Source organism: Pseudoblastomonas marina (genome assembly GCF_014641655.1).
Lineage (GTDB): Bacteria > Pseudomonadota > Alphaproteobacteria > Sphingomonadales > Sphingomonadaceae > Alteriqipengyuania_A > Alteriqipengyuania_A marina.
The window spans coordinates 664844-677306 of the sequence record NZ_BMID01000001.1 but is presented as its reverse complement, the minus strand read 5'-3'; the positions used below and the strand labels follow the sequence as shown (position 1 = coordinate 677306).

Genomic DNA, 12463 nt, shown 5'->3' with positions numbered 1-12463 from the left:
GGTCCCGTTTGCCAAGATGCTTGTGAGCCATGGCGCGATTGCATAGGCAGGCCGCGATGGAGCAGCCCGCACGCCGACAGTCCGATCCGCTCTGGTGGTGCGTGGGCATCGCCTTCGGCTTCGCGGTGCTCGCCGCGATCCGGCTCGGCATTCCGTCGAAACCCTATTTCGACGAGGTCCATTACATCCCCGCCGCGCGCACGCTGGCCGATCTCGTCGCCCCCGCCAATGTCGAGCACCCGCTGCTCGGCAAGGCGTTGTTCGCGGGCGGCATGGCGCTGTTCGGCGATGGGCCGATCGGCTGGCGGATCGTGCCGTGGGCCTCGGGCGTGCTCGGCCTGTTCGGCTTCATGCGGTTGCTGTGGTGGGCGAGCTTTTCGCGCGCGACGACCGTGATCGCGGGCGTGTTGCTCGCGACGAGCTTCCTGTGGATCGTCCATGCCCGCCACGCCATGCTCGACGGGCCGATGGCGGGGTTCGCGCTGCTCGCCGCATGGGCCTTCGTGCGAGGACTACGGGAGCCGACACGCGCGCGCTGGCAATTCGGGCTGGCGGGCGTGCTGATGGGGTTGGCGCTCGGCACCAAGTGGAGCGTCGCCCCGCTGCTCGTGCTGCCCGGGCTGGCCTTCCTGTGGGCCAAGCTGCGCGATGAAGGCGCGCGCGGGCTGGTGACGAAGGAAGGCGGTGCGGTTCCCGGCATGCGGCTCGCCGAAGCCGCGCTGTGGCTCGGCCTGCTGCCGCTCGCCGCCTACTGGCTGACCTTCGCCCCGGCCTTCTTCTACGCCACCGATCCGCTCTCGCCCTTCGACGTGATCGGCCACCACCAGCGGATGATCTGGCTGCAGGCGAGCGTGGTCGAGGAGCACCCCTACCAGAGCGTGTGGTGGCAATGGATCTTCAACCTGCGCGGGATCTGGTATCTCTACGAGGTCGTCGACGGTGCGCAGCGCGGGATAATGCTGATCGGCAACCCGGTGACGATGTATCTCGGCCTCGCCGCGCTGGCATTGTGCGGCTGGCGCTGGGTGCGCTCGGGCGAGATGCTGTGGCTCGCTCCGCCGCTCGCCTGGGCCGCGCTGATGGGGCTGTGGGTGATCGCCGAAAAGCCGGTCCAGTTCTATTTCCACTACCTGCTGCCCGCGCTCGCGCTGATGGCCGCGCTCGCGCTGGTGACCGGGCGGTGGTGGGACGAAGGCAGGCGCTGGCCCGCCTATGCCGCGACGATCGGCGCGGTGCTCGCCTGTGCCTATTTCTGGCCGGTGCTGAGCGCGGGCGCGCTGGCCGACAACCAGGATTTCCTGCGCTGGGCGTGGTGGAGCGGGTGGCGGTAGGGGCGGAGGCGCGGCGCGACCGTGTTTCCATGCTCCCGCGCCTGTGCTGAACGGACAGTCCGCTTCAACGGGCACCTGCCTCTTCGAAATGTCCGACTATGGGTGGTTGGCGGACATAGCCATGGGTATTGAGTCAGCTAATTATTCACGGCCCTCTCGAGTGCATCGTTGCGGTTGAGGTTCAGGAACCTTACCGCGTTCTCAAACAAGATTTTCCTCTTCTGATCTTCGCTGAGATACTCTGCATTCTCAATTTCCGCGATGGCCTGGTCGAGCAGATCAGGCCAAAACATAGCATCAACACCGAATAGGATTCGGTTCTCCAGCCGAGCGTCGATGAGGTCCTTCAGGTAGGAGTGGAAGTCCTCCGATCCGGTTATCGGCCCGCTTAATTCAACGTATAGCGTCGGATAGGTCCACATCATCATTTTCAGCTCGTCATGAAAACCCATCGCCATGTGTTGGATTGATATCCGCAGGTTTGGATGTCGCTTCAGGACATCGTCGAAAAGCAATGGATTTCCGGCAGCTACTGAAAAGTTTGGGTAGAGGGTCGGTGTGATTCCCGGCGGTCCAAGCCCACTATGATACCCGACCGGAACATCAAGCTCAGCAGCCATCGCCCATATTGCGTCCATTCTTGGATCGTTAGGAGCAACCCCGCGATATTGATTCCCAACCTCGCCGAGCATTATGAAACCGCCATTAGCGAAGGCCTCCCTGACCCAGGAGACGTCTTCATGATTATCGCGTCCGACACTGAATTTGAGACTCGGGATAAAGCGTCCCGGAGCGGCCTCCATCCATTCACGCACTCGATCCGCTTCGCCTTGGAGAACAGCAATCGTATTGTTGGCTCTCATCCGAAGCAGCGTTGTCGTCAGCAACTCTTCGTCGCTCGCAACCGGCTCTAGAAACTCCTCGCAAGTGGGATTGAGCCAACTTCGGAAATATTGATCTACAACGGGCCTGGTATGATCAAGCGGTGGTTCAACCGCTTGCAGTGGCAGACAATATTTCACTAGAGGGTCATCGCCGACAGGCTCAACATGCATATGCATATCGATTACGGGAGCTTGCTGAGCAAGAGCAGGCCCGGCGAGGCATAGTGTTGCGAGAGGGATAAAGGCTTTCATGGCACTCCCCTTTGAGCGCAGAAGCTATATCAACCCTATAAGGATTTGTCTGCAATCGGGTCGTTAGCGGTCGGTCCGGTTGTGATGCCCGATCCGGCTGGCGACCGGGCGGGGGTGGTCGCGGGTCGCGAAGGAGATCATTTCGTCCGATGGTGACAGACAAATCGGCCTGAATTAGAAACCCCGCCATGCCCGACCTCAGACCGTTCGAAGAACGAAGTGCCGACCACCTCCGCCTCGTGATAGAAGCGAGCGACATCGGCGTGTGGGAGCTCGATCTCGGCTCGGGCCGCGCCGTCCGCAACCATGTCCACGACCGCATCTTCGGCTATTCCGAAACATTGGCGGAATGGACCTACGACATGTTCCTCGATCACATCGTCGAGGAGGACCGGGCAAGGGTCGACCGGCTGCAGAAAGCAGCGATCGCGGAGAACCGCGAATGGTCGTTCGAATGCCGGATCGCGACCGCGAACGGCGAGATACGCTGGATCCGGGCTTCGGGCCGGCCGCTGCAGGACGATGCCGGGAAGACGGTGAAACTGATCGGCAACGTGATCGACATCACCGACACCAAGCAGAACGAAGCCCGGCTCCGGCTCATCACCGAGGAACTCAACCACCGCGTGCGCAACATGCTCGCCACGATCAAGTCGATGGTGCGCTTTTCGGCGAAGAAGGCCGACGACATCCCGTCTTTCGCCGAAGCGCTCGAGGGGCGGGTCAGGACGCTCGCGCGAAGCCACCAGCTGCTGGTCGCCGAGTCCGACGCCGCGATCCGGCCCAGCACCATCCTCGAGGCGGAATTGTCCGCCTTCCCGGGTCTCGACGACCGTGTGAAGATCGCGGCTTCGAACGAGCCGGTGCTGCGCGATTCGGCCGGTCAGGGCCTCGCGCTGGTGTTCCACGAGCTGCTCACCAACGCGCTCAAATACGGCGCGCTCTCGAACGACGAGGGCCATGTCGAGGTGACGATCGAGGGGACCGAACGCGCGGCCTCGATCCGGTGGAAGGAACAGGGCGGCCCGCGGCTCGACGGCACCAAGGGCGAGGGCTTCGGGACAGTGCTGATCTCGCGCGTGTTCGCCTCGCAGGCCTCGACCAGCCTCGAATTCCCGCCCGAAGGGGTCGAGTGCCGTATCGAGCTCGACGTGACCTGACCCTGAAAAGCTGGCGCGCCCGGCAGGACTCGAACCTGCTGCCTCAAGATTAGAAGTCTCGCGCTCTATCCAGATGAGCTACGGGCGCGCGCCGCCCTCGCCAATAGCGCGCTTTCGCGCGGGCACAAACCGCGATAGCTAACGCAGCTATGGACACGACGCCCCGACGGATCGACGCCAAGAGTGCGCGCGGATTTCGCTATTTTCCCTATGTGATGGCGGCGTTCGTCGCGATCCTGCTGCTGTCGAACCTGATCGGCGCGGCCAAGCCGAGCTACGTCACCCTGCCCGGCGGCACGCAATGGTCGTTCGGCGCGGGAGTGCTGTTCTTCCCGGTCAGCTACATCATCGGCGACATCCTGACCGAGGTCTACGGCTATGCCCGCGCGCGGCGCGTGATCTGGACCGGCTTCGCCGCGCTCGCCTTCATGGCGTTCATGGCGTGGGTGGTGGTCGCGCTGCCGCCCGCCGACGGATGGGACGGGCAGGAAGCCTACGAGAAGGTGTTCGGCAACACCTGGCGGATCGTGGGGGCGAGCATGGTCGCCTTCTGGGCGGGCGAGTTCGCCAATTCCTTCGTGCTCGCCAAGATGAAGGTGTGGACCGCGGGCAAGCACCTGTGGAGCCGGACGATCGGCTCGACGGTGGTCGGCCAGGGACTCGACAGCCTGATCTTCTACCCGCTCGCCTTCTACGGGCTCGCCGGCTGGCCGCCCGAATTGCTGTGGCAGGTCGTGCTGTCGCAATGGGCGATCAAGACTGCTTGGGAGGCGCTGCTGACGCCGCTGACCTATGCCGTGGTCGGCTGGCTCAAGCGGCGCGAGGGGGTCGATGTGTACGACGAGGGCACCGATTTCTCGCCGTTTGCGAAGGCGCGCTAGCCCCCCGCGTTCCCCACCACCCAGCACGCAAGCGCCAGCAACAGCCCGGCGAAGCGGTTCGAACGGAAGCGGTCGAGCGCGCTCTGGCCGTCGGCGGTGTCGAGCGTCGCGACCTGCCAGAAGAGGTGGATCGCGATCGGGGCGAGCGCGAGCAAGCCGAGCAAATCCTCGCGCAGCCACCAGAAGGCGAGCGCCCAGCAGGCGAGCGCGCCGAGGTAGAACAGCGCGACGCCGCCGGTCACGCGCCTGCCCAGCGCCAACGCGGAAGAGCGGATCCCGACCAGCGCGTCATCCTCGCGGTCCTGCAGCGCGTAGATCGTGTCGTAGCCCACCACCCACAGCGCGCAGCCGGCATAGAGCGCCGCCAGCACGTCGAGATGGTCGCTCCGCAGCGCGAACCAGCCGACCAGCGCGCCCCAGCTGAAGACGAGCCCGAGCCACGCCTGCGGCCACCAGGTGATCCGCTTCATGAAGGGATAGGCCGCGACCAGCGCGAGGCTGCCCAGCGCAACCAGCTGCGCCTCCCACCGAAGCTGCAGCAGCACGACGAGGCCGACGCAGCACAGGGCGAGGAGCCACGCCCATGCCACTCTCTTGCTCACCCGCCCGCTCGCCACCGGGCGCACGGCGGTGCGCGCGACCTGCCGGTCGAGATCGGCATCGACGATGTCGTTGTAGACGCATCCCGCGCCGCGCATCGCGATCGCGCCGAGCAGGAACCACAGCAGCAGTTGCCACTCGCCCTCGCCGCCTGCGAGCAGCAGGCCGAAGGTGCAGGGCCAGAACAGCAGCCACCAGCCGATCGGCCGGTCGAACCGCGCCAGCTGCGCAAGGTCGCGCGGGAATTGCGGCAGCCGGCCGACGAGGCCGCGATGTTCGCTGTCGGGGACGATCTGGTCGCTCATCGCTTGCCCCCTACCGCGCGCCGTGCCACCTGCCTAGGCCATGCCCGCTACCCCCGCCTGGCCTCCCCGCTCCGCCCCGCGCCTGTTCGTCGAGCAGAAACTCGCGCCCGGGATGCGCGTCGCGCTCGAGGGCAACCCGGCGCATTACCTCAACCGCGTGATGCGGCTCGGGCGCGACGATATCGTGATCCTGTGCGACGACGCGACCGGCGAATGGGCGGCGAAGGTCACCGCACCGGGCAAGCGCGCGATCTGCCTCGAAACCGTCGAGCACCTGCGCGAGCGCGAGGCGGTGCCCGACTTCTGGCTCTGCCCGGCACTGCTCAAGAAGGACCGCTTCGACCTCGTGCTCGAAAAGGCGACCGAGCTGGGCGTGCGTCGGATCGCGCCGATGGTTACCCGCCGCTGCGTCGCGGACAAGCTCAACGGCGAACGCGCGACCAAGATCGTCACCGAAGCCGCCGAGCAATGCGCGCGCACCGCGTTGCCCGAGGTCGCCGCACCGCAATCGCTCGACGCGCTGCTGCGCGACTGGCCCGCGGACCGCGCATTGTTCTTTGCCGACGAGCTTGGCGGCACGCCCGCCGCCGAGGCGTTTTCGCGGCACACCGGCCCTGCGGCACTGCTGATCGGCCCCGAAGGCGGCTTCGACGACGCAGAGCGCACCGCGATCCGCGCGCATCCGCAGGCCGCGGCGATCACGCTAGGTCCGCGCATCCTGCGCGGCGAAACCGCCGCGATCGCCGCGACCGCGCTGTGGATGGGGGTGGCGGGGGACTGGACGGGCGAGCAGGCCGAATAGCCCTTCCCACACCGCTTTCGGTTTTCTAGGGCAATTTTCGTGAGCACCCGCAAGATTTCCGCCGAGGCCGATCCGGTCATCGAGAGCCGCACGCAGCTGGTCGCCCCGTTCGTGGGCGGCGAGAAGCCGAAAGCCGACTGGCGCATCGGTACCGAGCACGAGAAGCTCGTGTTCTGCCTGAACGACAAGCACGCGCTCTCCTACGACGAACCCGGCGGGATCCGCGATATCCTGCTCGGCCTGCGCGAATTCGGGTGGGAACCGGTCGAGGAAGGCGGCAAGGTCATCGCGATGGCGGGCGACGACGGCACGGTCAGCCTCGAACCCGCCGGCCAGCTCGAGCTGTCGGGCGCGCCGCTGGAAAACCTGCACGATACCTGCGCCGAAACCGGCCGCCACCTGCAGCAGGTCAAATCGGTTGCCGAGGACATGGGGGTCGGCTTCCTCGGCCTCGGCATGTGGCCCGACAAGGCGCGCAGCGACCTGCCGGTGATGCCCAAGGGCCGCTACGAGATCATGATGCGGCACATGCCGCGGGTCGGAAGCCTCGGCCTCGACATGATGCTGCGGACCTGCACGATCCAGGTCAATCTCGACTATTCGTCCGAGGCCGACATGGTGCAGAAGTTCCGCACCGGGCTCGCGCTCCAGCCGCTCGCCACCGCCTTGTTCGCCAATTCGCCCTTCACCGAGGGCAAGCCCAACGGCTACCTCTCCTATCGCAGCCACATCTGGTCGGACACCGACCCGCACCGCACCGGCATGCTGCCCTTCGTGTTCGAGGACGGCTTCGGCTACGAACGCTGGGCCGACTACATGCTCGACGTGCCGATGTATTTCGTCTTCCGCGACGGCAAGTATATCGATGCGGCCGGCCTGTCCTTCCGCGACTTCCTCGACGGCAATCTCTCCGTCCTCCCCGGCGAAAAACCAACCGAGAGCGACTGGTGGGACCACCTCTCGACCGCCTTCCCCGAAGTGCGGCTGAAGAGCTTCCTCGAGATGCGCGGCGCCGATGGCGGGCCGTGGAGCCGGATCTGCGCGCTCCCCGCTTTCTGGGTCGGGCTGATGTACGAACAGGACGCGCTCGATGCCGCGTGGGACCTGGTCAAGCACTGGACCGTCGAACAGCGCGAGGACCTACGCAACGCGGTCCCCAGACAGGCGCTCGATGCACCGATTCCGGGCGGCGGTACGTTGCAGGACCTCGGCAAGGAAGTGCTCGCGATCTGCCGCAAGGGCCTCAACACCCGCGCGCGGCTCAATTCCTCGGGCGACAACGAGGCCGGCTTCCTCGAAACGCTCGACGAGATCGTCGCCAGCGGCAAGGTTCCCGCCCAGCGCCTGCTCGACAAGTATCACGGCGAGTGGAACGAGGATGTCAGCCGGGTCTACCGCTACAGTTTCTGATCAGCCGGGTGTCGGCTCGGCCCCCCGCCGCGCGATCGCGTGGCCGAGGCGGCGGAGCCTGGCGGTGACGAGGCCGTGCTCACCCATCCAGTCGTAGTACTCGCGGTATTTGGGGTCTTCGAGCAGCAGGTGGGCTTCCTCGGTCCGCGCGCGCCAGTAATAGATCGCGCTGACCACCGCCAATAGCACGCAGTTGCGGATCGCTTCGGTCGCGCTGCCGCTGGTGACGAGGAAGGGCAGCGTGGCGAACCACCAGAACACGTTCTTCGACAGGTAGGCCGGGTGCCGCGTCCAGCGGTACGGCCCGTTCGTGATGACCCCGCGATAGGTCAGGTTGGAGAAGCGCAGCCCGAAGACCACCGTCGCCCAGGCGTAGATCGCGGTGAGGAACACCAGCCATGCCGCCCAGATCGCCAGCACCGTGTCGTTGCCCGCCAGCCAGTAATTCCACTCGGCGGTGTCGACGCGGTAGTCGAGCACGTCGCCGGGGCCCATGATGAGGAACGGCGGGTAGCACAGCAGCGCGGCGAGCCAGCCGCCGACGAACGGATTGCCCGAGCGGATATGCGCATCGAGCGGCTTCAATGTGACGAGGTAGCCGACCGCGCCGATCTGGACGTCGATCACGAACAGCAGCGTGATGAGGATCAGCCCGAGCCGCACCGGGTCGTCGATCACCAGTCCGAGATCGGCCTCGACGATGATCCGGAAGCCCTCGGGCAGGATCGCGATCATGAAGGCGCCGAAGAAGCCTTTGATGAACCACGCGCGCAGGTGGCGCTTGACCTCGCTCGCGTCCCACGCGTCGCGCCCGATCAGCATCGCGCCGAAATGCCAGCACGCATCGCGCGGGTCCTTGAGGTGGCGGTCGAGCCAGAGAACGTAGGGGATCGAGACGAGGAACAGCGGGACGACGAGCCAGCCCAGCACCTCCATCGCGAAGGTATAGGGCGGCTGCCAGTACCACCGCCCTACCCAGTAGAACGCGCCGAGGAGCGCCCAGGTCGCCCACAGGCCTGCCAGCTTGGTGATGGTGAAATCGCCCGCTTCGGAGAGCGGGCGCTTGCGGCTCCAGTCGAGCCCGGTGCTTTCCCGGCGGTGGACCTTCTCGACGAACACCGACCACAGCACCATCGGGATCCCGGCGGCGAACAGGCCCATCAGCGCGGCATTGGGGCCGGACAAGACGCCGCGGCGGCCCGGCAGGCCCAGCGTATCGGCGATCGCCGGGTATTCGCGCGCGACGACGATCCAGGCGAGCAGGCCGAGCAGGCCGACCAGCCCGACCGCCGACGATACGTCGCTTGGCGGCCGCGCCGCCACCCGTGCCGAAGCCCCCGCTGTCATGGCCGGAACCCTAGCACGTAATGGTTAACGCGAGAAAAGCGCGCTCAGCGGTAGGCGCGGATCGTGCCGCCGTCGTCGAGCACGTAGAGCGTGTTGTTGGCGACGATCGGGGGCAGCGAGACCTTGGCCTTGAGCTGGGTCAGGTAGGCGAGCGATCCGTCATTCACGCTGGCATAGGCGACCTGGCCTTCGGAGTTGGCCATCCACAGCCGATCGCCCGCGAGCACCGGCCCGGTCCAGAAGATCGGGTCCTTCTCGTCTTCCATGTTGCGGAAGGCCGGGAGGTCGACCACCCATTTGACCTTGCCCGACGAGCGCTGGATCGCGAGCAGCTGGCTATCGCTGGTGAGCGTGAAGATCCACTCGCCCGCGACCGCCGGGGTCGAGATCCCGCCGAGATTGAGTTCCCAGATGCGCTGGCCGGTGACCAGTTCGTAGGCCGCCATCCGGCCACCCTGGCCGAGCGCGTAGACGCGGCCCTGGTCGATGATCGGATCGGCGTCGATATCGGTGATCGTGCCGACCGAGGTCGAGACCGAGGTCCGCGCGAGCGCATCGCCCCACAGCTGGCGGCCGTTCTCGTAGCGATAGGCGGCGAGTTCGCCCGAGCTGTAGCCCGCGATCACCGTGCCCTGCGCCGCGGCCGGGGCGGCGACGCCGAACACGCCCGCCTGGCCGACCGCGCCCGATTCGAACCACTGGACCGCCCCGTCGCCGATATCGAGCGCGTAGATCTCGTTGTTCTGCGTCATCACGAACACGGTGTCGAAGGCGAGCGTGGGGGCGCCGCGCAGCGGGCCCGAGGGCTTCACGCGCCACACTTCGTCGCCGGTATTGGCATCGAGCGCGGCGACTTCGCCGACCCCGGTGGTGAGGTAGACGCGGCCCGCATTGTAGCTGACCCCGCCGCCGAATTCGGCGCCCTCGCCGTCACCGCTGACATTGAAGCGCTTGCGCCACACCGGCGCGCCGCTGGTCGCGTCGAACGCGTGGACGGTGCCCGCGGTGTCGAACACGAACAGCCTGCCCCCGCCGATCACGGGCGAGGAGGCGAGCCGCGCCTTGTTGGTGCTACCGGCGATCTGCGCAGTCCAGGCCGGGGCCGGGTTGGCGCCGATCGCGAGGTGGCCGTAGGCATTCGACGCGCCGCCGCTCGGCTGCGCGAATTCGCGATTGGCCGCGGCCGGGGGCAGGATCACGCTGACGCTGGCGAGCGAGGGGTCGGCGACCGCGCCCGATTCGATCCGCGAGAGCACCGGGATGCGTTCGCCCACGGTCGGTGTCTTGGGCTTGTCGCTGCCGCCGAGAATCCCGCAGCCCGCGGTGGCGAGCGCCAGCATCGCGGCTCCGGCCAATCGGAGACTCGGGCGCAGGCGGCTGGTCGTGTTCGTGGTCATGGTCATTCCTTACTGCTGCGGCGCAGGCGCTGGGGCTGTCTGGCCGCGCGCGGCGAGTTCGCTTTCGTTGAGCGTGCGCTCGACATCGTCGACCGCATCGACCCCGAGCAGGCCCGCCATCTGGCGGGTCCGGCGGCGGATCGTCTGCGGCACGTCCTCGTCGCGCGAGACTTCGGCGAGGAGCGGACCGGCGAGGTCTTCCTTGCCCTGCTTGAGATAGGCCATCGCGACCAGCTCGCCCGCGCTGCCGAACCACGGATTGCCCGCCACCGCGAGCGGCTTGAGCCGTTCGACCACCTGTGCGGGCGGCAGTTCGTCGAACCGCGCGGCGACTTCGCGCACGGTGGCGAGGTCGCGCAGCTGCTGCGGCACGTCGTCATCGGCGGCGACCGCGGAATAGATCTTGGCGGCTTCCTCGGCCTTGCCGTCCTCGAGCAGCAGCGCGGCCTGGGTCATCCGCGCGAGCGCTGCGGTCGCGTTGGCGTCGTCCTCACCCGCAAGCTGGGTCAGCATCTCGTCGGCGCTGGCGGCGTTGCCCTTCTCGATCCGGTCGAGCGCCATGGTCAGGCGCTCGCCACGATCAGCGTCCTCGGCCGTTTGGCGACCGTCCCACCACAGCCAGCCGCCGACCCCGGCGATGATCACCACGAGCGCGATGCCGATCGGGAGGCCGTATTTCCTGGCCGCGTCCTGCATCTGCTGCTCGCGCAGCGCCTCGTCGACTTCGCGCATGAAGCCGTCCTGCTCGGCGCTTTCCCGCGCGGCCTTCTTGTCGGTCGGCTGGGGGGCGGAATTCTTGTCGTTCGGAGGAAGGGCCAAAATCTGTCTTTCGCGTGGCAAATTGCTGTGGCGCGCTGTTTACCGCGCTCGCGCGCCAATTCAATGGGCGATGCTGTGGATCGATCTGTCGGGCACGCGGTGAAGCGGGCATGAATGCCCGTGTCGCGCCTGCCTGATCAGGGGAAGCGCGGGACCTTGAGCGCGCGGGCATACATCGCGCGGTAATCGTCGATCATCGCCTGTTCGTCGTATCGATCGCGCGCGCGCTGGCGGTTCGCTTCGCCGATCGCGGCGCGGGCGGCCTCGTCTTCGGCGAGCGCGGCGAGCATTTCACCGAGATGTTTCGTGTCGCCCGGCACCGAGACGTAGTCGCGGTTGGACTTGGCGAGCATCGCCTTCACGTCGCCGACATCGGGCGAGGCGACCGGCAGCCCGCTCGCCATCGCCTCGACCACCGAGAGCGGGAACTGCTCGCTGTCCGACGACAGCGCGTAGATGTCGAACAGCCCGAGCACGGTCGCAGGATCCTCGACGAAACCGGGCATGTGGACCCGGTCCGAGACGCCGAACCGGTCCGCCGCGGCGCGAATCTCGTCGCGCTCGCTACCCTCGCCCACGATCACCAGCTGCCAGAACTCGGGCAGGTCCTTCATCGCCTCGACCAGCCGCGGCAGGTTCTTGACCTTGCGCAGCCCCGCCAGCGTGCCGATCCAGCGCTCGCCCTCGCGCTTGACGAGGCCCGGAAGCGCGTCGGCCTTCGCCTTGCGGCCATAGCGCGCGGTGTCGATCCCGTTGACGATCCGCTGGACGCGCCATGCGGGCTGCTGCCACTCGGTCTTGGCGATCTGCTCGAGCCCGGTCGAAGGGACCACCAGCCCGGAGGCGCGGCCTAGCGCGATCCGGCGATACCAGTTGCGCGTCCACTTGCGCTTCTTCGTTTCGTCGGTGTCGAACCCGTCCTCGTGGTGGACCAGCGGCGGCAGCGAATGAAGGTCGGCGAACAGCGTGTGCGCCATCACCGCGTCCATCGCGCCGAAATTGTAGGTCAGGATCAGGTCGAAGCCCGCCATCGCCTTGGCGAGCTTCTGCAGCCGCCCCGGGGTCGGCTTGCCTTTGAGCGAGGGGAAATGGACCGGGTATCTCACCTGGACCGACTTCTTCATCCCGTGGCCCGCGCTCAGCGCGCCCGGCTCGGCCGAGACCACCGTGTGCTCGAGCTTGCGCCCGAAGGCTTCCATCAGCCGGACCGAGCGCATTTCCTTGCCGCCCACGTCGAAGCTCGAATGGAGGTGCAGGACCTTCTTCGCCATCGTC

Annotated in this window: 11 protein-coding genes and 1 tRNA gene; 5 read left to right on the top strand and 7 right to left on the bottom strand. The window is 66.8% G+C overall.

From position 1 onward, the window contains the following. The first annotated feature begins 29 nt into the window (after positions 1 to 29). Positions 30 to 1331 carry a phospholipid carrier-dependent glycosyltransferase gene (locus IEW49_RS03240; RefSeq protein ID WP_188641330.1) on the top strand — a complete coding sequence of 434 codons (1302 nt, stop codon included), beginning with the start codon at positions 30 to 32 and terminating at the stop codon, positions 1329 to 1331. Between the two features lie 137 nt (positions 1332 to 1468). On the opposite strand, the gene IEW49_RS03235 is transcribed toward IEW49_RS03240, so the two are convergent. Continuing rightward, entirely contained in the window at positions 1469 to 2467 is a 999-nt protein-coding gene (locus tag IEW49_RS03235; protein ID WP_188641329.1) for an amidohydrolase family protein, read from the bottom strand. 188 nt (positions 2468 to 2655) lie between these two features. On the opposite strand from IEW49_RS03235, the gene IEW49_RS03230 reads away from it, so the two are divergent. Continuing rightward, positions 2656 to 3627: an HWE histidine kinase domain-containing protein gene (locus IEW49_RS03230; RefSeq protein ID WP_188641328.1), complete on the top strand. Its 972-nt coding sequence runs from the start codon at positions 2656 to 2658 to the stop codon at positions 3625 to 3627. Positions 3628 to 3638: 11 nt separating this feature from the next. Here IEW49_RS03230 and IEW49_RS03225 read toward each other — a convergent pair. Next, positions 3639 to 3715 (bottom strand) — tRNA-Arg (locus IEW49_RS03225). 61 nt (positions 3716 to 3776) lie between these two features. On the opposite strand from IEW49_RS03225, the gene IEW49_RS03220 reads away from it, so the two are divergent. Then, a complete protein-coding gene (locus IEW49_RS03220) occupies positions 3777 to 4508 on the top strand; it encodes a queuosine precursor transporter (RefSeq protein ID WP_188641327.1) in 732 nt (243 codons plus the stop codon). Here the strand turns inward: IEW49_RS03220 and ubiA are convergent. Then, a complete protein-coding gene (gene ubiA / locus IEW49_RS03215) occupies positions 4505 to 5413 on the bottom strand; it encodes a 4-hydroxybenzoate octaprenyltransferase (RefSeq protein WP_188641326.1) in 909 nt (302 codons plus the stop codon). The genes IEW49_RS03220 and ubiA overlap by 4 nt on opposite strands. A 40-nt stretch (positions 5414 to 5453) precedes the next feature. Here ubiA and IEW49_RS03210 point away from each other — a divergent pair, with 40 nt between their 5' ends. Both IEW49_RS03210 and IEW49_RS03205 read left to right on the top strand, forming a co-directional pair. Next, positions 5454 to 6215 (top strand): 16S rRNA (uracil(1498)-N(3))-methyltransferase, encoded by a 762-nt coding sequence (locus IEW49_RS03210; RefSeq protein ID WP_188641325.1) that lies wholly within the window; start codon positions 5454 to 5456, stop codon positions 6213 to 6215. Positions 6216 to 6254: 39 nt separating this feature from the next. Beyond that, a complete protein-coding gene (locus tag IEW49_RS03205; protein WP_188641324.1) occupies positions 6255 to 7625 on the top strand; it encodes a glutamate--cysteine ligase in 1371 nt (456 codons plus the stop codon). Here the strand turns inward: IEW49_RS03205 and IEW49_RS03200 are convergent, their stop codons facing one another. The 4 genes from IEW49_RS03200 to IEW49_RS03185 all read right to left on the bottom strand — a co-directional run bounded on the left by IEW49_RS03200 (position 7626) and on the right by IEW49_RS03185 (position 12459). Continuing rightward, a complete protein-coding gene (locus tag IEW49_RS03200) occupies positions 7626 to 8972 on the bottom strand; it encodes a methyltransferase family protein (protein WP_188641323.1) in 1347 nt (448 codons plus the stop codon). Positions 8973 to 9016: 44 nt separating this feature from the next. Beyond that, positions 9017 to 10375 (bottom strand): outer membrane protein assembly factor BamB family protein, encoded by a 1359-nt coding sequence (locus IEW49_RS03195; protein WP_373282461.1) that lies wholly within the window; start codon positions 10373 to 10375, stop codon positions 9017 to 9019. A gap of 3 nt (positions 10376 to 10378) precedes the next feature. Beyond that, positions 10379 to 11188, bottom strand: a complete 810-nt coding sequence (locus IEW49_RS03190) for a tetratricopeptide repeat protein (RefSeq protein ID WP_229658060.1) — start codon at positions 11186 to 11188, stop codon at positions 10379 to 10381. Positions 11189 to 11325: 137 nt separating this feature from the next. Beyond that, positions 11326 to 12459: a glycosyltransferase gene (locus tag IEW49_RS03185; protein ID WP_188641321.1), complete on the bottom strand. Its 1134-nt coding sequence runs from the start codon at positions 12457 to 12459 to the stop codon at positions 11326 to 11328. Positions 12460 to 12463: the final 4 nt, after the last annotated feature.